Origin of the sequence: Hyphomonas beringensis (assembly GCF_000682755.1) — a bacterium.
GTDB lineage: Bacteria > Pseudomonadota > Alphaproteobacteria > Caulobacterales > Hyphomonadaceae > Hyphomonas > Hyphomonas beringensis.
In genome coordinates, this window is the sequence record NZ_AWFF01000032.1 from 187,698 (window position 1) to 211,600 (window position 23,903).

A 23,903-nucleotide genomic window follows, 5' to 3' on the forward strand; every position below is an offset into this window, starting at 1 on the left:
GCTGCGTTACGGGTCAATCGCCGATACCGCAGGCCTGAGCCGGTAAAGGGTTCAGCCGCCAGTGCACCGCCGTCGGGATCGCAATATTGTGCGCATAGAAGCAGCCCTTCAGGCGCGTCAGATGCCCGAAGCCGTCAGCAGAGATCAGATCGGGCCTGTAATTGCAGGACAGCAAATTCGCAGCGTGTTCATCGGGATCCCCCAGCCGGACTTCCAGCAGCATGTGGTTGGACCCTGTTTTGACCATAACAGTCTCGGCTTCCACAGCGCCGAACTCACAGCCTTCAAGTGTGCCCCAGCTGCCATCGGCGAGTTTGATGCCGGGGTCCATGTCCGAAACAATGTTGAGGTCCAGCAGGACAATGCCTTCTTCCAGGGTCTGAAGCGCTTCGGGTGCCTCAAACTCCACTGGTCCCGGCAAGTCTGCGGTGATCGCCTGCACGCCGGGTGCTTCGGCCGCTGCGAAACCACAAAGCCCCGTCACGAGGGCAATCGGAATAAGTCGCATAATGTCCACCTCCACGTCAGGTGGCAGGAGACATCAGGAATGGGGCAAATTCAGGGAGCTATAAAGTCTCAGCCGAAACTGGACAGGCGCTGGACCATTTCCTGCGGCGGCGCGGTTTCTTCCATCAGGGAAGTCTTGATCGGACGCGGCGCGCCGAAGACATGGCCCTGCCCGTAAGGAATATCGTATTCGAGAATCTCGACCACGCTGGCCTCGTCTTCCATCTTCTCCGCGACCATCGTGATGCCATAGCGCGAGAAAACAGCGCTGACTTCATCGCCTTCAAGACGGCGATTGATGGACGAAACAGGACGAGGGCCGGAAGGGTCACGCAGCTGATCGATCAACGATGCACCATTCATTTTCACAAAGCGCACGCCAGCTGACTGCAGGCGCGGCAGGTCCAATTCCAGATTGTCGGCATGGTCGATGGAAAAGCGGAAGCCAAGTGCCGTCAGCTTGTCCATGTTATCGCGCATAGTGCGGGACCGCATTTCGAAGCGGTCTGCGCGGATCTCGAAAATCACGGCGCCGGAGAGATCGCGATTCTCGGTCATGAATTCCAGGAACATCGGGAAGAATGTCGCGTCTTCCAGCGAGGAGGCTGCGATGTTGCAAAATACGCCAACGCGGCGATCACGCTCTGCCAGGCGACGGACGATCTGCACACAGCGGAACAAGGTGAGATTATCAATGATGCCCATCAGCTTGGCCCGACGGGCTGCATCCAGAAACTCGGCCGGCAGCAAAAGAGAGCCATTTGGACGGCGCAGGCGCGTGAAGCCCTCATAGAAGGAGACGCGACGCTGCGGCAGCGACACGATGGGCTGAAGGTGCAAATCCACCCGGCCATCCTTCAGGGCGTCGCGCACATCGCGCAGGACAGCATCCTCTTCCGGAGCCACAGCAGCCTGTGTACTGGTTTCGGCCAGCTTGTTCTCAAAGCTGCGCGACAGGCGATCAATCAGCCCCTCCAGCTGCTTCATCTCTGAAACCAGCGCGTCGCGGCGCTCTGTAAGCTCATGCTTGATGGTAGTTTCGACAGCTTCGGTACGGGCTTCCACCACATCCATGCGCTCATAATTGTCGCGAACACTCTTCTCGACGCGGCCCATGCGATCATCCAGCTCTTTCGTGGAGTTGGAGGATTTCATCAGAATATGAATTTGGCCCAGCAAAGCTGTGATGACTGCCCCGCCGACAATCGAAAGCGGCAGGCCTACATCCGTCAGCGTGAAGATGCCGTAACCCGCGGCGCCCCCAATGGCTGCGTACAGAAGGAACAGGACAAAAGTCATATGGTCAGCACCCAATACAATCCATCAACGTTAACAGATAGGCCCAATTGGTTAACGAATTGCATGGAAATGAAGGAATTCGCCGAATGCGGCAATCCTGTCACATCACCGTTGCCAACCTGTCACACGCCATATGAAGCTCAGCATGGCAGTCACAGCGCACATGGACAAGCCGCGAGCTGAGCGATACCAGTGGATAGATAAGGCCTGGAACCACCGGTCTGTGGCCATCTGATTGGCCAGAGCGGGGGCATCCCGGGGGAGACTGGGGTTCTGTGGAAACGCAGAACCCCGTCGTTTTTCTGGCAAAATTTAATCCTGAATCACAAATTTTGGCGTTTTCAGCGGCCATCCCGATTCGCAATTCAGAATCACATCGGCATCTCCGGCGAATTCTTCGGCCTGATTCGCGCCGCACGGCTCCAGCACAACACGGTGGCCTTCATAGTCCACCCAATACCCAGCCCGGCTGGATCGTGATTCGATCCTGGTAACCTGCAAATCCCCCGTATTGAAGACAATTGCGTGCGCTTCATCTTCTCCGGGCAAGAGGGCCAGCAGCGCCGCATCAAATCCGCCCGCCGGACGGTCTTCCACAAAGGTCAGCGCGTCGGAAACCTCATAGGCCAGGTTCAGGGCGCCGATGAACGCGCCCGTGCCGGAAGGGCCGCTGACAAGCAGGCTGCCCTCATGCCCTGCCCGCCAACTCGCATTGCGAATCTCGTCGAGGCCTTCGCTACCTTCCGATCTCAGCGAGAACAGCATGACGGCATCCATGTTGCGCAAATCCTCGCGGCTGAGCGTATGACGGATGCCGCCCGGCGCGCCGAACAGAACACGTTTGCCCCCGGCCATAACCATGGCGCACGGGGCAGTCTCTTCCAGACCTTTGCAGGGAAGAATGGCAAAGTCGGTGGACTTGACCTGAGGCTCCGCGACGGTTTGCGCCGTAGGTTCATCGCCTAGTCTGGCAGACTGACCACAGCCCACGCACACACTGGCCATTGCAACCAGCAGAAGATCTTTCCCCCACATGAAAAATGCCTCCGCCTTATCCGATGATGGTCTCGCCCGGTTCCCTTACGATTTCGTTCTCGATGATACCGACACCGTCAATCTCACACCGCACTCTGTCGCCAGCCTTCAGCCATTTTGGCGGCGTGTGGCCAGCGCCAACGCCAGAGGGTGTTCCGGTAAAGATCAGATCGCCCGGCTCCAGCGTGAAGGCCGCCGTCAAATGCGCGATCTGGGCCGGGATATCGTGGATCATGTCACGCACCTGCCCCGTCTGACGCAGCTCATCATTCACAAAGCAGCGTAACTTTACCGATGCCAGGTCGCTGATCTCATCCGGTGTCACAATGGCCGGGCCAAAAGGCGCGTGCGTATCAAACCCCTTGCCCATGATCATTGTCTGACTGGCCTTTTGCCAATCGCGAACAGAAAAATCGCAGCCGACACAAAAGCCGGCAATAATTTCCATGGCCCGCTCTCTCGGAACATGCCGGCCCCGCTTGCCGATGACGGCGACCAGCTCAACTTCATAGTCCAGCTGATCAGAAACTTTCGGTAGATGCACCTGGCCATTCGGGGCGTTGATGGCGGTCGCCTGCTTGTTGAACCATTTCTGCACCTGCGGGCTTTTGGTATCTATAAAACTCACGCTCTCGGCAGCGTGGGCCGCGTAATTGACCCCAATACCCAGAATTTTCCGGGGCCGCTCGACAGGCGTCAGCAGCTCAACCTCTGAGAGCGGGATAGCCGCCTCGTCGGATGCTGTAGCGGTCAAAGCACCTTGCAGTGTCCGCGCAGTTGTCGGGCGAACCACATCGCCCTCCAGCAACCCATACCGGGGACCGTCAAGCCCCTCATATCTGACCAGTCTCATACCGTTACCCTCCTGTCACACTTTTTCCTCAAACCCATTGCAAAGCGTTCTTGAGCCGTTGTGATGACACTTGGCAAGGGCTAGGCAGAAAGCTTGTAGAGGGGAAGCCAGAATGGATCTCGGCGTACGCGCTCAGGAGAGCTCGCTCAGAAATATTTTTGGTCCCAGTGACCAGCTGTGCATGCCGCCATACCAGCGCAGCTATTCTTGGGGAGAGCGCGAAGCAGGAGAACTGCTGAATGATCTTCTGGATGCGGCAGACAGCGAGAAGCCGCACTTCATTGGTGCCGTTGTGCTGAACAAGGGCACCGAGGAAGGCATCCTGGAAATCGTGGATGGACAGCAGCGGCTGACCACTCTGACCATCCTTCTGGCGGTTCTGCGAGACCTTGAAGAAGACAAGACACGCAACGCGGACCTTCACTCCCTGATTGCAAACGAGGCGCGTCCCATGCTGGGCGAGCCTGCCGGATGGCGACTGACACTGAACCATATGGACGGCCCCTTTTTCCGGCACGCCATCCAGACACCAGGCGCGACACTGACGATTGAATCCGAACCGGGCGAAAGCGAAAGCCAGCAGCGGATGGTGCAGAATGTCAAAGTCTTCCTGAAGCGCCTGCGCGCCTTGTCAAAAGACAAGCGGCATGAATTGTCAGAGGTCGTCATGAATGGATGCGCATTGGTAAGAGTGGTGGTGGCCGACAAGGATCAAGGCTTCACGGTATTCCGTGTTCTGAATACACGCGGGAAGGAGCCGGATGCGCATGATATCATCAAGACCGAGCTGTTCCAGCGCGCCAAGTTTGATGTGAAAGATGCCGCCTTCTATTCAGAGCGCTGGTCGGAACACGAAGCCATTCTTGGCGGTGTAGCTTTTGACGATCTGCTGCGTCAGATCCGCTCCATCTATGACAAGTCTTCCAAGGGCGAATTGATCTCGGCCTTCCTCAAAAACGTCATCCCGAAAGTGACCCCGCACAAGTTTCTTGATGACATTCTTCCCCGCTATGTCGAAGCATATCAATTGGTCACGACAGCGAAACTGCCGAATGGGGAGCATGCGGCACATATCAGCGATAAGTTGAATCAGATGCGTGCGCTGGATCAGGCGAGTTGGCGCGCGCCTGCGCTGAAATTCCTCGTCGAGCGCGGCGTGGATGATCCGGACGCACCGGACTTCTTCAACAAGCTGGAACGCCTGGCCTATGTCATCATGCTGATCCTGCCTGACAGGGACCAGCGTAACAAACGGTTCAACAAGGTCAGCGAGAACATTACCAACAAGCGCGTATTGAATGGCCGCAACAGCCCCTTCATCATCAGCAAGGATGAAGCCCGCCGCGCCTTTGAACGTCTGCATGGCCGCTTCGCTACCTTCGGTCAGCGCCGCGCCATGGCCCTGCGTCTTAATGCTGCGCTTGATGGGGGTTTCACCATCGCGCCTGAATCAGATGCCACTGTGGAACACGTCCTGCCACGCAATGTGCATGAGGACAGCCACTGGATGATCACCTGGCCAGACCCCGCCAAGCGCCGCGAACAGTGTGACACATTGGGCAATTTCGTCCTCCTGACCAACAAGGTGAACCAGAAGGCAGACCGCCTGGACTATCGCGCCAAGAAGGAAGTTTACTTCAATGGCGGAGGCGGCGACGCCTTTGCCCTGACGCGCGATCTGATCGATCAGGATGCCTGGACATCTGAAGTCGTGCGCAAGCGGACCGAAAGGCTGGCAGAAATCCTGATGCAGGAATGGGCTTTGCAGCAATACCTCTAGACAGGTTTCCCTAGGGAGCCCCCTAGCCGAATATCGCCCGGACGCTTAGCCTGCGGGCAATAATCGGCAAAGGGAGTTACACATGAGCCTGTTTGACCTGACTGGAAAAACCGCAATCATTACCGGGTCCTCCCGCGGCATCGGCAAGGCCATCGCAGAGCAGATGGCCGAGCAGGGCGCGAAAGTCGTCATCTCCTCCCGCAAGCCCGGCCCATGCCAGGAGGTCGCCGCAGCCCTGAATGAAAAGCATGGCGACGGCACCGCGATTTCGATCCCCGCCAATATCTCTTCCAAAGAGGAGCTGACCCATCTGGTGGAAGAGACCCGCAAGGCCTTTGGCCAGATCGACATTCTGGTCTGCAACGCCGCATCGAACCCTTATTACGGCCCGCTGGAAGAGATTGATGATGAATCTTTTCAGAAGATTCTGAACAACAATATCATCTCCAATCACTGGCTGATCCAGCTCGTCGCGCCGGAGATGAAAGAGCGCAAGGATGGCGCGATTGTTATCATTTCCTCCGTAGGCGGCCTGAAAGGCTCCAACACGATTGGCGCGTATAACATCTCCAAGGCGGCCGATTTCCAGCTTGCCCGGAATTATGCCATTGAACTCGGCCCGCACAATATCCGCGTCAACTGCGTTGCGCCGGGCCTGATCAAGACAGATTTCGCCCGTGCCCTCTGGGAAAATCCTGATCTCGTTGCCCGCATTGAGAAAGGCACGCCGATGCGCCGGATTGGTGACCCGGAAGACATTGCCGGGGCGGCGGTTTTCCTGTCCTCAAAGGCTGGCGCCTATATGGCGGGTCAGATGATTGTTGTGGATGGCGGAACGGTGATTGTTTAAATCATGCATTTGACAGACAGACCTGAAAACAGCCCTGCCGAAGAAATCAGCTTTGATACCTTTCGGCAGGTAGACATTCGCATCGGCACAATCCTGGAGGCGGCTCCGCTGGAAGGCGCGCGCAAGCCAGCAATCCGCTTGCAGATTGATTTTGGGCCGGGCGTCGGCGTGAAAAAATCCTCAGCACAGATTACGGTGCATTATGACTGTGACGCCCTGGTCGGAAAACAGGTTGCGGCAGTCGTCAACTTCCCGCCCCGCCAGATCGGCAAGTTCATGTCCGAAGTGTTGACCCTGGGCTTTCCGGACTCCTCTGAAGACATCGTTCTCTTTTCACCTGACCAGCCTGTCCCAAACGGAGCCCGTCTCGCATGACCGAGCGTACACTTTCCAAACAAGCCAAGTCCTTTCTGAGCAATCTACAAGATGGCACATGGCAGCCGCCGGTCGGCCTGCGCAATCTCGGCATCCGACCAGATCTGTGGCTGAAAGAATTCTCCTATGGCTACACACGTTACGAATGGCCCAACACCGGTGACCGCGACATTGGGGATAATCGCGTCTTTGGAGGCTGGATTGCGGGCTTTTCAGATCACATTGTCTCAATCACCATGGCCAGCGCCCTGGAGGATCAGGAATGGTTCACGACCATGGAACTGCAAACGCGTATCCTCCGGCCCGTTCGCCACGGCCTGATTACGATTGAAGGACGTCTAGTCAGCCGGGGACGGACGACAGGCCTGGTTGAGGCGGACTGGAAAGACGAGTCGGGCCGCCTTCTGGCGCGCATCACGGCAGCAAAAGCGATCCGATCCATGGAAGAGCTCCGTCCGGATACCACCGCAAAGTAACAAGGCCACAGGCAGAGCCCCAATCTGACAAAAGCCCTCATGCCACGGCTTGGGGGCTTTTCTTATGGCAACAGCAGGCAGGCATCACCATAGGAATAGAAGCGATATTCATTCTCTATGGCATGTGCATAGGCGGCCTGCATGATGTCCGTTCCCATCAGGGCGCAGACCAGCATGAATAGGCTGGATCCGGGCAAATGGAAGTTCGTCATCAAGGCATCCGTGGCCCGAACTGCATCGCCCGGCTTCAGGAAGATGTCGGTTGGGCCTGTGGCAGCATGCAGGACACCCTCCGTGTCCACACAGCTTTCAAGGGTCCGCATCGCTGTCGTGCCGACTGGCACAACGCGGTGTCCATCCCGCCGTGTCTGGTTCAGAAGGCTCGCCGTTTCATGGGTCAGCCGGCGCCATTCTTCATGAAGGCGATTTTCCTGCAAATGCTTTTCTTCAAGCGGCTTGAACGTTCCAAGGCCGACATGCAGCCGCACGGTCTGGCGTGAGAGCCCCGCAGCATCAATCTCTGCCAGCAAACGCGGCGTGAAGTGCAGACCAGCCGTCGGCGCCGCGACAGAGGCCGCGTCTTCGCCAGCAAACTTCGTTTGATAGGTTTCCCGGTCTTTGGCGTCCGCAGGGCGGCGGCGCGCAATATAAGGCGGCAGGGGCATCGCGCCATACGCGTCGAGCGCAGCAGTCAGGGCGTCTCCTGAAAGGGAAAACCGCAATTCGATTTCGCCTCCTTCCATACGGTTGACGATGGCTGCAGAAAACCCATCCGCAAACTGAATGACATCGCCTTCCTTAAGCCGCCTGCCCGGCCGCGCCAGCGCGCGCCAGGTTTCCGCATCAATACGCTCGGTAAGGTTCACATCGCAGACGACATCCTGCCCCGTCTCATCCCTTGCTGGCCGAATGCCTTTCAACGCCGCGGGCAGAACGCGCGTATCGTTGAAAACCAGCACATCCCCAGAAGACAGGTATTTCGGCAGATCACGGACGCATGCATCTTCAAGACGCCCATTCCCATGCACAACCAGAAGGCGCGCAGAATCCTGCGGCTCAACAGGCCGCAAGGCGATCAGCCGCTCGGGCAGATCAAACTGGAAAGCTGAAATATCCATGTGCCTTGCCCCGGGGCAGATGCAGGGCCTAGTTCTCGACGACAGCCGGAACCGCCGGAAGGTCACAGACATGAGGCATGTCGCCTTCCTTGACGTCGAGCATCTTGGCGAAGTCCTCAGTGTCGGTCCGCATCACCCAGGCCTTCGGGCGGTCGGCCGCCGGCATATCAGCCGCCACGCTGGCTGAGTTCAGGATATCGGGATCCGTCACCAGGCCGTCTCGCGCATCCGGGCCCTTTTTCAGGGACATGACTACATCCTGGCCAGAGATCACCCGGCCCCATGCCGTGTAATTCTTGTCCAGATGGTCCGCATAGCCGCGCATCAGGAAGAATTGGGAATTGCCGGAATTCACATTGTCCCCAAGACGGGCCGTGGAAACGACGCTTTTGCAATGCGGTATCCAGCTCTCAACCGTCTCATTGCCAAAATCCTGCGCAATCCAGAGCGGACGCGTAGCAATCGGGAACCCCTTGATATAGCCGCCCTCAGCATCTTCCGGATAGCCGATGGAGTATTCCAGCGGCATTTCTTCCGGTTTGCGCTGGAAAGTGAACTCCGCCTCGATATTTGGCAGGCCGGAGCCTTCGCCATTGATCGCCCGAATGTCGCCGCCTTGCGCCATGAAACCTTCGATCACACGGTGGAATTTCGTGCCGGAATACATGCCGGAGCGAATGATCGTCGAAAACTGCTTGTAGTGTTTCGGAGCAATTTCCGGGAAAGCCTCAATAACGACACGGCCCTTGGTCGTGTTGAAAATGAACAAATTCTCGGGGTCCACGGCGCGCCAGTGCGCCGGGTCCGCCTTGGCTTCGGCCACAGTATATTGCGGGGCTGCCTCGCTCGCCGCGCTTGCATCTTCCGTTGTATCTGCCGCAGCTGTCAGGGCGAGGGCGGAGGCGGCAAGCGCGATGGCAACCAGTTTCATTTTCCGTATTTCTCCAAGAGAGCCTTTTTGATTTCAGGCGTTACAAAAGGCGTTATGTCGCCGCCAAGACTCGCGATTTCCTTCACGAGCCGGGAGGCAACCGCCTGATGTCTAACATCGGCCATCAGAAACACGGTTTCAATCTCGGGATTCAGTTGCTCGTTCATGGCAGTCATCTGGAATTCGTATTCGAAGTCCTGAACGGCCCGCAGGCCCCGCACGATAATCTGCGCGCCACTGGCCTCGGCAAATTTCATGAGCAGGCCATGCATCGGCATGACCTTGATCTCAGCCAGCCCTGGCCCATCCAGTTTCTCACATTCGGATTGAACCATCTTGACCCGCTCTTCCAGCGAGAAAAGAGGCTTTTTGGCTTCGTTGACGGCAACGCCGATAATGAGCGTATCTACCAGTTTGCGGGCCCGACCGATAATATCGACATGCCCGTTCGTCGGAGGATCAAAAGTTCCTGGATAAAGTCCGACACGATGCAATGGCCTGTCCTCCCAACCTTATGGTGTTTATGGAGGCGCGGGCTTATTCGCCCGCGCCGTCTTCTGTATCATCCATAGCGGTTTCAGCGTCTTCCACAAGACGCGCAACCGAAACGACGCGCTCGCCTTCGGCGGTTCTGAGCACCCAGACACCGCCTGTCGAGCGTCCGGCAATGCGGATCTGCTCCACCGGCGTGCGGATCAACTGCCCCGCATCCGTGACCAGCATGACCTGATCGCCATCGCCGACCGTGAAGGACTGAGCCACTTTCTTCACCGGGCCCTTCTTCTTGTCGCGGCCCCAGATATTCTGCGCCACAAGGCCTTTGCCGCCCCGTCCGGTAACACGATAATCATAGGCAGACGAGCGTTTGCCCATACCATCATCGGCGATTGTGAGAATGAATTCCTCTGCGGCGCCAAGCTGAGCGATGCGTTCAGCGCTCAGCGCGGCCTCTTCGATGCCCTCTTCGCCCTCATCATCAGACACCTCTTCCTCTTCGCCAGTTGCGGCCCGGCGCATGGCAGAGGCGTGCTTCAGATAAGCTCTCGCCTCTTCGGAGGTGATCTCGATATGGCGCAGGATCCCCATGGAGATGACTTCATCGCCATCCCCAAGACGGATGCCCCGGACACCAGTCGAATTCCGGCCGGCAAACACGCGCACATCCGTCGCAGCAAAGCGGATACATTGACCCAGCGCAGTCGTGAGAAGGATATCATCATTTTCGGTACAAATCTTCACCGAAACAATGCCATCGTCTTCGTCCAGCTTCATGGCGATCTTGCCATTCCGGTTCACGCGGATGAAGTCTGACAGCTTGTTGCGGCGCACGGTGCCTGTCTTGGTCGCGAACATGACGTCTAGCTCGTTGCGGGACTCGTCGTCCTCCGGCAGCGGCATGACGCTCTCGATGCGCTCGTCTGCAGCCAACGGGAATATGTTGACCAGCGCCTTGCCGCGCGAGTTCGGCCCGCCCATTGGCAGACGCCAGACCTTCTCCTTGTAGACCATGCCCGCAGAGGAGAAGAACAGTACTTCGGTATGTGTAGTCGCCGAGAACACGTTCACGACGAAATCCTCGTCCTTCATGCTCATGCCGGAGCGGCCCTTGCCGCCGCGATGCTGAGTCCGGTACGTCGAAAGCGGCGTGCGCTTGACGTAGCCGCCATGCGTCACGGTCACGATCATGTCCTCGACCTCGATGAGGTCTTCGTCTTCCATGTCGACACCGCCAAAGGCAAATTCGGACCGGCGCGGCACAGCGAACTTGTCTTTCACCTCGTTCAGTTCGGCACGGATGATGTCCAGAACGCGCGGACGTGACCGCAGGATGTCCAGATAGTCGGCAATCTTGTCAGACAGCCCTTTGGCCTCATTGCCGATTTCGTCACGGCCGAGGCCGGTCAGGCGGGAGAGCTGCAGCGCCAGGATAGCGCGGGCCTGCTCATCAGACAGATAGATCGTGTCGCCCTCGCCCTTGCGGGTCCGGCGGTCAGCGATCAGGTCCAGCAGCGGGCCCATATCCATAATCGGCCAAGCCTTCTCAAGCAGGGCCTCGCGGGCGGAGTTCGGATCCGGCGAATAGCGGATGATGCGGATCACTTCATCAATGTTTGCCACAGCCATGGCCAGGCCGACCAAGACGTGGGCGCGGTCGCGGGCCTTGTTCAGCTCGTGCTTGGTCCGGCGAACAACCACTTCCTGACGGAATGCGATGAAGCAGTCGAGCACCTTGCGAAGGTTCATCAGCTCAGGCCGGCCACCATTCAGGGCCAGCATGTTCACGCCAAAGCTCGTCTGCATCTGGCTGAAGCGATATAGCTGGTTCAGCACAACGTCGGCGCTGGCATCCTTTTTCAGCTCGACCACGACACGGATACCATTCCGGTCAGACTCGTCGCGCAGGTCAGCGATGCCTTCGATACGCTTCTCGCGCACCAGCTCCGCGATCTTGGTGATCATCGCGGCCTTGTTCACCTGATACGGAATCTCGGTGACAATGATGGCCTCGCGGCCATTCTTGGCCTCCTCAATGTCGGTCTTGGAGCGCATGATGACGCTGCCCCGGCCTGTCGTCAGCGCCTTGCGGCTGCCGGACATGCCCATGATCAGGCCACCAGTCGGGAAGTCCGGTCCCGGCACGATTTCCAGCAGGGCCTCATCATCCAGCGTCGGGTCGTCGATCAGGGCCAGGGTCGCGTCCACGACCTCACCCAGATTGTGCGGCGGAATGTTCGTCGCCATGCCGACGGCAATACCGCCAGCGCCATTGACGAGCAGATTGGGGAACTGCGCCGGCAGGACAATCGGCTCCAGCTTGGAGTCGTCGTAAGTGCTCTGGAAGTCGACCGTATCTTTCTCGATATCTGCGAGAAGGTAGGTGGCCTCACGGGTCATCCGGCTTTCGGTATAACGCATGGCGGCCGGAGGATCATTGTCGATCGACCCGAAATTGCCCTGTCCATCGACCAGCGTCACACCCATGGAGAAGGGCTGCGCCATCCGGACAAGGGCGTCATAAATCGCGGAGTCACCATGTGGGTGGTAATTACCCATCACGGCCCCGACGATGTTTGCCGATTTCTTGTAGGGCTTGCCGGGCGTATTGCCGCCTTCGTTCATGGCATACAGGATGCGGCGGTGAACGGGCTTGAGACCGTCACGCACATCCGGCAGGGCCCGGCTGACGATCACGCTCATCGCGTAATCGAGATAGGAACTTTTCAGTTCGGATTCGATGGAAATCGGCTCAATGCCGTCCGGCAGGATCGCGCCACCTTCGCCACCATTTTCGGGGGTTTCCGGGTCGTCCGGCGTGGTCGTGTCGTCGCTCATGGAGAAGTCGTCCTGGCTACGGTGAATTCAAACGGGAATCACCTGTTCCGTTACAGGAATATGTCTAGCATCCCGGACACGGGGAAACAAATGCCAGCGGGGCTAAAAAGGCAGTAAATACGGGGCGAAACGACAGATTTAGCGGGCTTTTTCGCCTATTCCAGCGCGCCCACTGCGATAAGCCCCTCATGCACCACGGTCTTGCGCTTTTCGAGCGCGGGATTGGCTGCATCCATGTCCATATTCATGGCGAAAACATATGTCCCCGGTGCGGGGCCGTCTGTTTGCTCCAGCCAGCCGACATACCAGCCAATATCGGTTTCGCCCTCCACATGCTTCCACCCCGTCTTGGCGTAGAGCGTCCAACCTTCTCCCTGGTCTGCCTGCATCATGGGAATGGCAAGCTCATACGTGCGCGCAGACAGCGGCAGCGTATGCGCTGACAGCCTAGCGAGGAACGCCACCTGCTCTCGCGCAGAGATCGCGAGTGGCCCCTTCAGCCAGTAAGTCTGAATATCAGACTTACTTCCCACATCGGCATTCCCATAATCGAACCGTTCGAGCCAGTCATGCAGGACTGCGCTGCCAATGCGCGGCGTTACGGCCTGGTAGATCCATACCGTTGAGCGCTGGAATGCCGTGGCAAAGCTCTGGCTTTCATTCCAGCCCGGCGAGAACCGTGTCTCGCCATCCCATTCGAACCACTCGTCCGGGCCAGTCACAGCGCCGGTTTCAAGCGCGATCAATGTGTGAGGGATTTTTGAGGTAGAGGCAGCGACAAACCGGCTCTCCGGCCGGTCGCCGCTCGTCTCCCAGGTGTCACCATCTTCAAGACGATAGATCACAAGGGCTGCCGTCTCAGGTGTCAGCCCCTGTGCCACCAATACATCATCCAGCGTCTCCGGGCGCTCAGGCATGGCCTGACAGGCGCTCATTAGCGCTGTCAGGCCCAATGCAAAGCCGACGACATGCCGGATCATGAGCCGCTCCTAGAACGGAATCTCGTCGTCGAGATCCTGGCTGAAGCTCTCTTGCGGGCCGCTCATCTGACGCGGGCCGCTATTGCCGCCTCCGCCCTGATAGCCGCCGAAATCATTGCCGGCAGACCGGCCGCCGCCTTCACCGCGCGCATCCAGCATGGTCAGCGTGGAGTTGAAGCCGCGCAGCACAACTTCGGTCGTGTAGCGATCCTGGCCGTCCTTGTCCTGCCATTTGCGGGTTTCAAGCTGGCCTTCGATATAGAGCTTTGAGCCCTTCTTAATGTAGTTCTGGACAACCCGTACGAGGCCTTCGCTGAACACGGAAATGCGGTGCCACTCGGTGCGCTCCTTGCGCTCGCCAGTGTTCTTGTCTTTCCAGGTTTCCGAGGTCGCGAGCGAAAAGCTGGCCACCTGGCCGCCATTCTGGAACTGGCGGACTTCCGGATCCTGCCCGACATTGCCGACAAGAATAACCTTGTTCACTGATCCTGCCATAATTCCATCTCCGATCCAGATCTGTTTCGCTATCGATTCGACTTCGCTTTTAACGCGGGATGGCCTGCCTGTCGCGTAAACTATGAATTTGTCCACAGACGTTTGCACCCGCCTCGTTCATCACGAAGGCCAGAATGTTCACCTTATATTCTAATCCGGGTGACTTTCCAGACGCAAGCCCACTCATATCATTAAGGCGGCCCTTTAATAAGATTCTCCACCTTTGCCCTAAGCGATGCTCTCTCTCTTCACTTGGGGGCAAAGACTGGATCCCTATAAGACTTCACGCAATCCAAGAAACTTCAGACGCCCTGACCACTACGCTCCCGCCCTGATCATACGATATTTTAAGACTGTTCATTCAAGGGGGTAGGCAAGGAGTTTCCATGTCAGGCACATCTCTTCACCGCAAGCGACTGATGGCTTTGCGCCTTGGCCTCGCGCCGGACCGCGCTTGGTTCCTGACCCCCATTTTACTCTTCATTACAGCCTGGTGGGTCATTGCGGGGCTTTTTTACATTGCCATTCCCGGCTCAGCAGAAACGCAGTCAGACCTTGCCCAAACCTATATCGGATGGGTGACAGAGCGCGGCATCGGCTTTGCCTGCTGCCTTCTGGTCGTCGGTCTGCTGCACATGCTGAAGGAAAGTGAGGAGGGGTCGCTGGTCAAACAGATCCCCGCCTATTGGCAGCGTCATCGCGCCAGCATCCTCCATGCGGCAGCCATGCTGACCCTCGCAATGTTGGCCTTTGCCAGCTTCATGGTTGCCTATACGACTATAAAAGTGCGCATACCGGAAATTGTCCCCTTCGTTTGGGATGACACCTTCGCTGCGATGGACGAGGCGCTGTTTCTGGGTGTTGCGCCCTGGCGCTTATTTGAATGGGTCTATCATGTCCCTTACCTTCTGCGCGGGCTGGACCTGATCTATGATTTCTGGATGGCCGCACTGGTGGGCAGCTGGGCATTCTGTTTTATCTATCGCGGCGGCGACACTGCGCGCCAGTTGCGCTATTGTCTCGCCTTGATGCTCACCTGGTTTGTGGGCGGAAACGTTCTGGCCATCGCTTTGTCATCTGCCGGTCCGTGTTATTTTGATCATGTCAGCCTCGCCCAGCCGGACTATTACGCCCCCCAGATGACGCGCTTGATGGAGGCTGGCCACATCAACGCGCTGCAGACACAGGACATGCTCTGGCAAAGTTATCGGGGGGGCTCGTTAGGCGTCGGCGGCATTTCCGCCATGCCCAGCATGCATTGCGCCACCTCATTCCTGTTCGCTCTCATGTTCGGCCGCACCACGCTGACACGCTGGCTGACTGGCATCTATTTCCTCATCATCTTGTTCACATCCGTTATCCTGGCCTGGCACTATCTGGTGGATGGCCTGCTCGGCGCGGCAATTGCCTGGGCATGCTGGTGGGCATGCGGACGCCTTCCCATGATTACCAAGGCAGTGTTTCCCGCCAAATCCTGATCTTTCTTGCTTCAGCTTATGCCCAGACGGACTGAAAACCGGCCTGATCTGCAGCAATCGCAGCCATTTGCGCAGCGAATCCGATAGTTCCGTTTTTGTTCTTGTGGCGGAATACGATTTCCGGCACACATGATGTGAACAGCCAACAGACCCCCATTTTCGAGAGAGCCCTTCAATGGCCGAGTCTCCCTTCATTCGCGTTCGCGGCGCCAAGGAACACAACCTCAAAAATGTCGACGTGGATATTCCGCGCGGCGAGTTGGTTGTGATGACAGGCTTGTCCGGCTCCGGCAAATCCTCACTCGCCTTCGACACGATCTATGCCGAGGGCCAGCGCCGCTATGTCGAGTCGCTGTCCGCTTATGCGCGCCAGTTCCTGGAACTGATGCAGAAGCCCGATGTCGAGAGCATTGAGGGCCTGTCGCCCGCCATTTCGATTGAGCAGAAAACGACCAGCCGCAACCCGCGCTCCACCGTCGGTACGGTGACAGAGATCTACGACTATATGCGCTTGCTGTGGGCGCGCGTCGGCGTTCCGTATTCTCCAGCCACCGGCCTGCCCATCGAAAGCCAGACCGTCAGCCAGATGGTGGACCGCACGATGGACCTGCCGGAAGGCACGCGCCTCTATTTGCTTGCGCCCATCGTGCGCGGCCGGAAGGGGGAGTACCGCAAGGAATTCGCCGAGCTTCTGAAGAATGGCTATCAGCGCGTGAAAGTGGATGGAGAGTTCCACGAACTCGAAAACCCGCCCAAGCTCGACAAGAAATTCAAGCACGACATTGATGTGGTCGTTGACCGGATCGTCGTGCGCGAAGGCATGGAACAGCGCCTTGCCGAGAGTTTCGAAACCGCCCTTGGGCTCGCAGACGGCATCGCGATTGGTGAGTATGCCGACCTGGAAGAGGGCGAGACAGAGCCAAAGCGCATCACTTACAGCGCCAATTTCGCCTGCCCGGTCTCCGGTTTCACCATTCCGGAGATCGAGCCGCGCCTGTTCTCGTTCAACAATCCCTTTGGCGCCTGCCCGACTTGTGACGGCCTCGGCGAGCAACTGAAAGTCGATGCTGGCCTTGTTGTCCCGGACAAGGATCTGGACCTGCTGAACGGCGCCATTGCCCCTTGGGCCAAGTCGACATCGCCCTACCAGACCCAGACACTGCAGGCCCTGTCGGCGCATTACCGCTTTGACCTGAAGAAGCCCTGGAACCAGCTGTCAGAGGAAGTCCATAACATCATCCTGTTCGGCACGGGCAAGGATGAGGTAAACTTCGTCTATGATGACGGTATGCGCCGCTATGAGGTGAAGAAGACGTTTGAAGGCGTCATCCCGAACCTTGAGCGCCGCTACCGTGAGACAGACAGCCAGTGGGTGCGCGACGAGATCGCCAAATTCCAGGCTGCCGCGCCGTGCCCGGCCTGTGGTGGCAAGCGCCTGAAGCCGGAAGCCCTGGCCGTAAAGATCGACACGCTCGACATTTCAGACGCCGGCGCGTTCTCCATCAAGCAGGCCCATGAATGGTTTGCCCAAGTCCATAAATCGCTTACCAAGCAGCAGAACGAAATCGCCAGCCGCATTCTGAAAGAGATCAATGACCGTCTCGACTTCCTGAATGATGTCGGCCTGGAATATCTGACGCTCAGCCGCGCCTCCGGCACGCTGTCGGGCGGAGAAAGCCAGCGTATCCGACTGGCCAGCCAGATTGGCTCCGGCCTGACAGGCGTACTCTACGTGCTGGACGAGCCGAGCATCGGTCTGCACCAGCGCGATAATGATCGCCTGCTGGAAACGCTGAAACGCCTGCGCGATCTCGGCAACTCCGTCATCGTTGTGGAACATGACGAAGATGCGATCCTGACCGCCGATCATGTGATCGACATGGGCCCGGCGGCCGGCGTTCATGGCGGACAGATCATCGCCGAGGGAACGCCGGAAGAGGTGATGGCCAATCCGAAAAGCCTGACAGCTGATTATTTGAACGGCACCAAGGAAATCCCGATTCCGAAGCGTCGCCCGGTCGAGAAAGCCAAGCGCAAAGTCACCCTGAAAGGCGCAACCGGTAACAATCTGAAGAATGTGACCGCTACGATTCCGCTCGGCAGCTTCACCTGCATCACGGGCGTGTCTGGCGGCGGCAAGTCCACGCTGATCATCGAGACGCTCTATAAGGCGCTCGCCCGCAAACTGAACGGGGCCTCCGCACCGCCGCAGCCCTATCAAAGCATCGAGGGCCTGCAGCATCTCGACAAGGTGATCGACATCGACCAGAGCCCGATCGGCCGGACCCCAAGGTCGAACCCGGCCACCTATACCGGCGCGTTCGGTCCGATCCGCGACTGGTTTGCCGGTCTGCCGGAAGCCAAGGCACGCGGCTATGCGCCGGGACGCTTCAGCTTCAATGTGAAGGGGGGCCGGTGCGAGGCCTGTCAGGGCGACGGGGTCATCAAGATCGAGATGCACTTCCTGCCGGATGTCTATGTCACCTGCGAGACCTGCAAGGGCAAACGCTACAATCGCGAGACACTCGAAGTCCTCTTCAAGGGCAAGTCCATTGCAGACGTGCTGGACATGACGGTCGAGGATGCGGCGAAATTCTTCTCTGCCGTGCCCGCCATCGCGACCAAGCTCGACACGCTGAATGAAGTCGGCCTCGGCTATGTGAAAGTTGGCCAGCAGGCGACGACGTTGTCCGGCGGTGAGGCGCAGCGCGTGAAGCTCGCCAAGGAATTGTCGAAACGCGCCACTGGCAAGACGCTTTACATTCTGGACGAGCCGACCACCGGCCTTCATTTCGAAGACGTACGCAAGCTGCTCGAAGTGCTCCACTCTCTGGTCGACACTGGCAATACGGTTGTGGTGATCGAGCACAATCTGGATGTCGTGAAGACGGCAGACTGGGTTCTGGATCTGGGCCCTGAAGGCGGGGATGGCGGGGGCCAACTGGTAGCGGCCGGAACGCCGGAAGACATTGCCGCTTGCGAGGAGAGCTGGACAGGCAAGCATCTGGCCGAGACCTTCCGCCGTCAGGATGAGCGCCGCGCGGCCCGTAACAAACGGGTGAGAGCGGCAGAGTCCGCCAAGACCAAAGCAAAGCCCAAAGCTGAGACCAAACCGGCGTCAAAACCTAAAGCCGCGCCAAAACCCAAGGCGAAAGCCAGGGCCAAGGCTGAGACCAAGACGACGTCCACAAAGAAACCGGCCAAAAGCCCGGCTAAGAAAGCCCCCGCCAAAACCAAAACGCGTAGCAAGAGCACCGCCAAATAGAGGCGCTCTTGCCTCGCGCGGCGACGGTCTCTCTGGTCAGCTGAAGGTCTTGTCCATTTCCGGATTGTTGACCCAGTTCGGATCTGCCCTGGCAGCAAGCGCCGCCGGGCCGCCAAAGATGTGCATCAGCGCGGCAGTGATGAACATGTAAAGTGCTCCGAAAATGATCAGGGGCAGAATGAACTGAGGCGACATCATTCCTGACAATACGGCTTCGGGATCACCATTCCCTTGCAGGGCCGGCAAAAGCGAAACGAGGGCAAATGCCCCGAACGCAATATAAAGCACTACGAGCACCACCGTGCTGATCAGCATGAGCACAATCCAACTGCCGACAATGGTCCACGCCTTGCCCTTGCTGACGCGCCAGGCTTCCCCAAACTGAATGGTCTTGTCCCGGATGGTCATCGCCGCAGCCGGCGAGAAGCGCGCGCAGAACCAAAGCGCGAAAACCATATAGGCGAGTATAAAGACAAGCATCAGCAAAACAGCAAAAGCCGTTCCGCCATCGCTGCCCGAGGACGCGGTAAATGCCAGCACTCCCATAGGAACGAGCATGACAATGAACAGCCCGATATAAAGCGCCAGAAAGATCCCGATCCAGATCAGGCCGATCAGCAGAATTCGTCCTTCATCCGCGCCAAATCTGAGACTGAAGCCCTCGCCGCGCATATAGCGCCGCTGGCTGGCCGCTTCAAAAACCGTCCATAGTGCGATCCCGCCAACCAGCGAGATCGCATAGCCAATCATGATCCGCCCGAAATTCTGCAGCATCGCATCATTCAAGGCATCGGGATTACCCATCATCGCCGGATTGAACATGGCGGCATAGTAAGAGCCCATGAAAAAGGCGCTCGCCGCCTGCACCAGCAGGGAACACACTCCATAGGCCAGGGCAAATTTCCACAAAAAGCCCTTCGGGCCGCCCGTACGTGAGAAATGGTTCAGCGCATTGCCGAATGAAAATTGCAACTGTGTCATTGGAGATTCCTAGTTAAACGCATCCATCGCGATTTCATCGTCTACGCTGCCCCTTGGATCATGACGCGCCGCAAAGGCTGCGGGCCCCGCCACAGCATGCATCAGCAAGCCTGCCGTAAACATGCGCAGAAACGAATAGATGAAAAGCGGAATCAGAAAGCTGGCGCTCATGACCAGGGCAACCAATTCCTCACCTGTTTGAAGTCTCTCAAGCCGCGGCATGACCGACATGCCGATGGGCATCTGGAGGATCTGATCAATCACCGATACAGCCATCCCGCCACCTATGGCCCAGATCAGATAGGCCCCCAATATGGGCCAGAAACGGCCGCGTGACACGTTCCATGCATCAAAGAAGCTGATGCGTCTTTCCTTGATAGTCAGCGCAAAACAGGGCGCCAGCCGCGTCGCGAAGAAGACATAGGCAATGAACAGGATGAGCCACACGAAGCCACCCAGTAGCATGGTCGTCATAACCCGGCCGACAAGACGGGGGTCATCCTCCTGAGACAGGGCCAAGTCGACGACATCAAGCATGCCGCCAAAGAAGATAATGATTGGGATGATGGTGAAGACCAGCTGCAAACCGCCCCAGAGCAGGCTGACAACCATCATGCGCAATTCATCTCCGCCAAAACGCAGGCTAAAGCGCTCATCCCGCACATAGCGACGTTGGCTGGCGGCCTGAAAGACAGACCAGATCACCCAGGCGCCGAAGGACCCCAGCGCAATCCACGGAAAGAGCGGCGCAAAGGACCCAATGATCATTCGGAAGACCGTGAAAGGGTCCGCCCCATCAACATCCATCTTGTCGATCTTCTCAATCGTATCCGCGATTGAGAGAATGCCATCCTTGCCCAGAAACAGCAGGAGCATAAAGCCAACGCTCGTCAGCGCAGCATAGCTGGCAGCGAAGAGCCAGGGGAATGAGTTCGCATGCGCCGCCCTGAACGGGCTGGAAAGCGCTCCGTCAAATGTAAATCGCTTCAGCACTCAAAGCCCCCTTGATCACTCTTTCATCCCGTCGCCACGATAGAGCGTTTTGGGATGTGAGGGCAATCACCCGGTGGGGTCTTGTTCCGGTTGCAGGCGACGCAAGGCCGCCACGGCCAGTCCATGGCCTGCCAGCAGAAACGGCACCAGCAACAACATGCCGACGAAACCGGACAGGAATGCCCCAACACCACTCTGTCCCCAAACCCCATGCAGCCCCCAATTGATCAGAACCGCCACCGCAAACGGCGCAAGATGTGTCGCCAGTGCGGCCAGGGAGAGCGAAATGACATGGCCCTTTGTCCACCCCCATGTGCGAAACACCATGGTCCGGCGCAGGCTGATTGTGGCCGCACCGATCAGAAGCAGGCGGATCGCCATATAGCAAAGCGCCAGCGCGCCAGCGACACAGGCCACAATCAAAATGGCGCCATATGCGCTGGGCAGCATGTCCACCAGAGCCTGCTGCACCACATCCGGCGGCGTATCGGCGTTGAGGTCCGTGCGACCTGACGCTTTCAGCAAAATACCGGGCAAGGTCAGCAGGAAAAATCCGATAAAGACGCCCACGAAAAGGAAGGCGACATAAACAGACAAATTGGCATGGACCAGGCGCAGCCGGTCGCCATGCCTTGTGCCCAGCATCACGCGATATGTGACAAGCGAAAACTCGATACCGACCACGAATACGACCAGCGCCGCGATGGCTGGCGCCGCATCTCCCAATGCAGATCCGGGGCCCACGGCAAAGGTGTAGACACCGCCCGCGACAAGCAAGGCCAACATGACAAAAAGAGATGGACGCAGCGCCTTGAACGCCAGCATCCACGCATCTCTCACAAGGTCCAGAACGGGCAATTTCTGAGTCATGAAGCCCTCCATACACACCTGATCCTGCTCTTGCCACGGTCAATGACGGCATAGGCCATCTTGACGCGACCGCACTTGCCCCGCACATCCGCGGCATGAGCATCAAACCTGTACATATAATCGGCGGCGGCATGGCCGGTTCCGAAGCTGCCTGGCAAGCCGCAAATGCGGGCGTACCCGTCATCCTGCACGAAATGCGTGGCGTTCGGGGCACGGATGCCCACCAGACAGACAATCTGGCTGAGCTTGTCTGCTCCAATTCCTTCCGATCAGATGACCATGAGTCCAACGCGGTCGGTGTGCTTCACGAGGAAATGCGCCGCGCCAATGGCCTGATCATTCAGACGGCCGATGCCCATCAGGTGCCTGCCGGCAGCGCACTGGCCGTGGACCGCGAAGGCTTTGCCGAAGCTGTCACCGCGAAGCTGGAAGCGCATCCGAACGTCACTATCGTGCGTGAGGAAATTGACGGCATCCCTCCAGAAGACTGGGACAGCGTCATTATCGCCACCGGCCCGTTGACCTCCATCAAGCTGGCGGAAGCTATCCACGCCCATACCGGTGAAGACGATCTGGCCTTCTTCGATGCCATCGCACCGATCGTCTATTTCGACTCCATCGACATGACGAAAGCCTGGCGACAGAGCCGTTATGACAAGCCGGGGCCGGGCGGCGACACGGCGGCTTACATCAACTGCCCGCTGGATGAAGACCAGTATAACGCTTTTCTCGATGCCCTGATCGAGGCGCCGAAGACAGAGTTCAAGGACTGGGAAAAGGACACGCCTTACTTTGAAGGCTGCCTGCCGATTGAGGTCATGGCAGAGCGGGGCCGCGAGACCCTGCGGTTCGGCCCCATGAAGCCCGTTGGCCTGACCAATCCGCACCAGCCGGACATCAAGGCCCACGCCATCGTCCAGCTGCGCCAGGATAATGCCCTCGGCACGCTGTGGAACATGGTCGGCTTCCAGACCAAGCTGAAATATGGCGCGCAGACAGACATCTTCCGTATGATCCCGGGCCTGGAAAAGGCAGAATTCGCACGTCTGGGCGGCATCCACCGCAACACCTTCCTGAACTCTCCCAAGCTGCTGGATGACCAGCTGCGCATGAAGAGCCTGCCGCGCCTGCGCTTTGCAGGTCAGGTGACGGGCGTCGAAGGTTATGTGGAAAGCGCCGGCATGGGCCTGCTCGCTGGCCGCTTTGCCGCGGCAGAGCGCCTTGGCAAACCACTGGCACCTCCGCCGGAAACGACCGCGCTCGGCTCCCTCGTCCGCCACATCACTGGCGGTCACCTTGAGGGCAAGGCCAGCTTCCAGCCGATGAACGTCAATTTCGGCCTTTTCCCGGACATCGCGGATTTCCCGAAACATGGGCCTGACGGCAAACGCCTGCGCGGCAAGGACAAGGGCCGCGCCAAGAAACGTGCACAGGCTGTGCGGGCGCTGGAGGATTTTGACGCCTGGCTGAAGGCCGAAGCCGTGGTTCCGGCGGAATAGTCATGCGCCTCGCCGTAACAGACCCCGGCGTGCCTGAAATCTTTCACTCGCTGCAGGGTGAGGGCGTCTCTGCCGGAAAGCCAAGCGTGTTTGTCCGGCTGTCACAATGCAATCTCCACTGCGTCTGGTGTGACACGGCCTATACCTGGAATTTCCAGGATACGGAGTTCCAGCACCGGGACGACGCCCCCAGCGCGCCGCGCAAATATGACCGGGCCCAGGAAACGGTCGACCGCACGGTAGAAGAACTGACCGCACATCTGCTCGCCCTACCATGCCGTCGCATCATCTTCACGGGCGGTGAACCTCTGCTGCAGCAGCGCGAACTGGGAGAGCTGATCCAACGCCTGAAAGAGGTGGACCCAAGCTTCTACATCGAAATTGAAACCAATGGCACGATCAAGCCTCTCGGTCTTGCCGCAGAGCTGATCGACCAGTTCAATGTGTCGCCCAAACTCGCTCATTCGGGCAATGACCTCGCCATCCGCTTCAAGCTGGAAACGCTCCGTTTCTACGCGAATGATGCGCGCGCGAATTTCAAGATTGTGATCGAGACCCCATCAGACCTTGAAGAGGTAAAAGCCCTCGTGGCTGAGGCGGGCATGCCGGCCTCGCGCGTCTGGCTGATGCCGGAAGGCCGCACGCCGCAGGAGCTGCACCAACGCGAACACTGGCTCGCCGAGGCCTGCCTGAAGGCGGGCTACAACTTTACCGGCCGTCTGCACATCCACCTCTATGGCGACACGCGCGGCACTTGAGAGAAACGCCCCATCACCGATCAGGTG

Annotated in this window: 21 protein-coding genes; 8 read left to right on the forward strand and 13 right to left on the reverse strand. The window is 58.3% G+C overall.

Annotation, left to right across the window (positions count from 1 at the left end; all coding sequences use genetic code 11):
- Nucleotides 1-13 precede the first annotated feature (13 nt).
- The 4 genes from HY29_RS07600 to HY29_RS07615 form a co-directional block, all read right to left on the reverse strand.
- Nucleotides 14-508, reverse strand: a complete 495-nt coding sequence (locus HY29_RS07600; RefSeq protein ID WP_034794979.1) for a hypothetical protein — start codon at nucleotides 506-508, stop codon at nucleotides 14-16.
- Nucleotides 509-576: 68 nt separating this feature from the next.
- Nucleotides 577-1,806 carry an EAL domain-containing protein gene (locus tag HY29_RS07605; RefSeq protein WP_034794980.1) on the reverse strand — a complete coding sequence of 410 codons (1,230 nt, stop codon included), beginning with the start codon at nucleotides 1,804-1,806 and terminating at the stop codon, nucleotides 577-579.
- Between the two features lie 312 nt (nucleotides 1,807-2,118).
- Entirely contained in the window at nucleotides 2,119-2,841 is a 723-nt protein-coding gene (locus HY29_RS07610) for an MBL fold metallo-hydrolase (RefSeq protein WP_034794981.1), read from the reverse strand.
- Nucleotides 2,842-2,857: 16 nt separating this feature from the next.
- Complete coding sequence (locus HY29_RS07615) at nucleotides 2,858-3,694, reverse strand: fumarylacetoacetate hydrolase family protein (RefSeq protein ID WP_034794982.1); 837 nt, start codon at nucleotides 3,692-3,694, stop codon at nucleotides 2,858-2,860.
- A gap of 112 nt (nucleotides 3,695-3,806) precedes the next feature.
- Here HY29_RS07615 and HY29_RS07620 point away from each other — a divergent pair, with 112 nt between their 5' ends.
- The 4 genes from HY29_RS07620 (at nucleotide 3,807) to HY29_RS07635 (ending at nucleotide 7,175) form a co-directional block, all read left to right on the forward strand.
- On the forward strand, nucleotides 3,807-5,474 hold the full coding sequence (locus tag HY29_RS07620; protein ID WP_034794985.1) for a DUF262 domain-containing protein: 1,668 nt from the start codon (nucleotides 3,807-3,809) through the stop codon (nucleotides 5,472-5,474).
- A gap of 82 nt (nucleotides 5,475-5,556) precedes the next feature.
- Entirely contained in the window at nucleotides 5,557-6,324 is a 768-nt protein-coding gene (locus tag HY29_RS07625) for an SDR family NAD(P)-dependent oxidoreductase (protein ID WP_034794988.1), read from the forward strand.
- A 3-nt stretch (nucleotides 6,325-6,327) separates the two neighbouring features.
- A complete protein-coding gene (locus HY29_RS07630; protein ID WP_034794991.1) occupies nucleotides 6,328-6,699 on the forward strand; it encodes a tRNA-binding protein in 372 nt (123 codons plus the stop codon).
- Entirely contained in the window at nucleotides 6,696-7,175 is a 480-nt protein-coding gene (locus HY29_RS07635) for a PaaI family thioesterase (RefSeq protein ID WP_034794994.1), read from the forward strand. The genes HY29_RS07630 and HY29_RS07635 overlap by 4 nt, the downstream gene beginning before the upstream one ends.
- A gap of 62 nt (nucleotides 7,176-7,237) precedes the next feature.
- Here HY29_RS07635 and queA read toward each other — a convergent pair whose 3' ends face one another.
- The 6 genes from queA to ssb all read right to left on the reverse strand — a co-directional run bounded on the left by queA (nucleotide 7,238) and on the right by ssb (nucleotide 14,032).
- On the reverse strand, nucleotides 7,238-8,293 hold the full coding sequence (queA, locus tag HY29_RS07640) for a tRNA preQ1(34) S-adenosylmethionine ribosyltransferase-isomerase QueA (RefSeq protein ID WP_034794997.1): 1,056 nt from the start codon (nucleotides 8,291-8,293) through the stop codon (nucleotides 7,238-7,240).
- 28 nt (nucleotides 8,294-8,321) lie between these two features.
- A complete protein-coding gene (locus HY29_RS07645) occupies nucleotides 8,322-9,224 on the reverse strand; it encodes a peptidylprolyl isomerase (protein ID WP_034794999.1) in 903 nt (300 codons plus the stop codon).
- Nucleotides 9,221-9,718 (reverse strand): pantetheine-phosphate adenylyltransferase, encoded by a 498-nt coding sequence (gene coaD / locus HY29_RS07650; RefSeq protein WP_034795002.1) that lies wholly within the window; start codon nucleotides 9,716-9,718, stop codon nucleotides 9,221-9,223. The genes HY29_RS07645 and coaD overlap by 4 nt, the downstream gene beginning before the upstream one ends.
- Nucleotides 9,719-9,761: 43 nt before the next feature.
- Entirely contained in the window at nucleotides 9,762-12,557 is a 2,796-nt protein-coding gene (gene gyrA / locus HY29_RS07655; protein ID WP_034795005.1) for a DNA gyrase subunit A, read from the reverse strand.
- Between the two features lie 155 nt (nucleotides 12,558-12,712).
- Nucleotides 12,713-13,537 (reverse strand): carbapenem-hydrolyzing class D beta-lactamase OXA-1090, encoded by an 825-nt coding sequence (locus HY29_RS07660; protein WP_051601260.1) that lies wholly within the window; start codon nucleotides 13,535-13,537, stop codon nucleotides 12,713-12,715.
- Between the two features lie 9 nt (nucleotides 13,538-13,546).
- Entirely contained in the window at nucleotides 13,547-14,032 is a 486-nt protein-coding gene (gene ssb, locus HY29_RS07665; RefSeq protein ID WP_034795008.1) for a single-stranded DNA-binding protein, read from the reverse strand.
- A gap of 386 nt (nucleotides 14,033-14,418) precedes the next feature.
- Here ssb and HY29_RS18370 point away from each other — a divergent pair, with 386 nt between their 5' ends.
- Together HY29_RS18370 and uvrA are read left to right on the forward strand one after the other, a co-directional pair.
- Nucleotides 14,419-15,510 carry a phosphatase PAP2 family protein gene (locus HY29_RS18370; protein ID WP_051601263.1) on the forward strand — a complete coding sequence of 364 codons (1,092 nt, stop codon included), beginning with the start codon at nucleotides 14,419-14,421 and terminating at the stop codon, nucleotides 15,508-15,510.
- Nucleotides 15,511-15,685: 175 nt separating this feature from the next.
- Nucleotides 15,686-18,775, forward strand: a complete 3,090-nt coding sequence (uvrA, locus tag HY29_RS07675; RefSeq protein ID WP_034795011.1) for an excinuclease ABC subunit UvrA — start codon at nucleotides 15,686-15,688, stop codon at nucleotides 18,773-18,775.
- A 36-nt stretch (nucleotides 18,776-18,811) separates the two neighbouring features.
- Here uvrA and HY29_RS07680 read toward each other — a convergent pair whose 3' ends face one another.
- From HY29_RS07680 to HY29_RS07690, 3 genes are all read right to left on the reverse strand, one after another.
- Nucleotides 18,812-19,756 carry a hypothetical protein gene (locus tag HY29_RS07680; protein ID WP_034795014.1) on the reverse strand — a complete coding sequence of 315 codons (945 nt, stop codon included), beginning with the start codon at nucleotides 19,754-19,756 and terminating at the stop codon, nucleotides 18,812-18,814.
- Between the two features lie 9 nt (nucleotides 19,757-19,765).
- Nucleotides 19,766-20,749: a hypothetical protein gene (locus tag HY29_RS07685; protein ID WP_034795018.1), complete on the reverse strand. Its 984-nt coding sequence runs from the start codon at nucleotides 20,747-20,749 to the stop codon at nucleotides 19,766-19,768.
- Nucleotides 20,750-20,815: 66 nt separating this feature from the next.
- Nucleotides 20,816-21,619 carry a hypothetical protein gene (locus HY29_RS07690; RefSeq protein ID WP_155838244.1) on the reverse strand — a complete coding sequence of 268 codons (804 nt, stop codon included), beginning with the start codon at nucleotides 21,617-21,619 and terminating at the stop codon, nucleotides 20,816-20,818.
- Nucleotides 21,620-21,714: 95 nt separating this feature from the next.
- Here HY29_RS07690 and trmFO point away from each other — a divergent pair, with 95 nt between their 5' ends.
- Both trmFO and HY29_RS07700 read left to right on the forward strand, forming a co-directional pair.
- Nucleotides 21,715-23,118: a methylenetetrahydrofolate--tRNA-(uracil(54)-C(5))-methyltransferase (FADH(2)-oxidizing) TrmFO gene (gene trmFO / locus HY29_RS07695; protein WP_034795023.1), complete on the forward strand. Its 1,404-nt coding sequence runs from the start codon at nucleotides 21,715-21,717 to the stop codon at nucleotides 23,116-23,118.
- Between the two features lie 2 nt (nucleotides 23,119-23,120).
- Nucleotides 23,121-23,876 (forward strand): 7-carboxy-7-deazaguanine synthase QueE, encoded by a 756-nt coding sequence (locus tag HY29_RS07700; protein ID WP_051601264.1) that lies wholly within the window; start codon nucleotides 23,121-23,123, stop codon nucleotides 23,874-23,876.
- Nucleotides 23,877-23,903 lie beyond the last annotated feature (27 nt).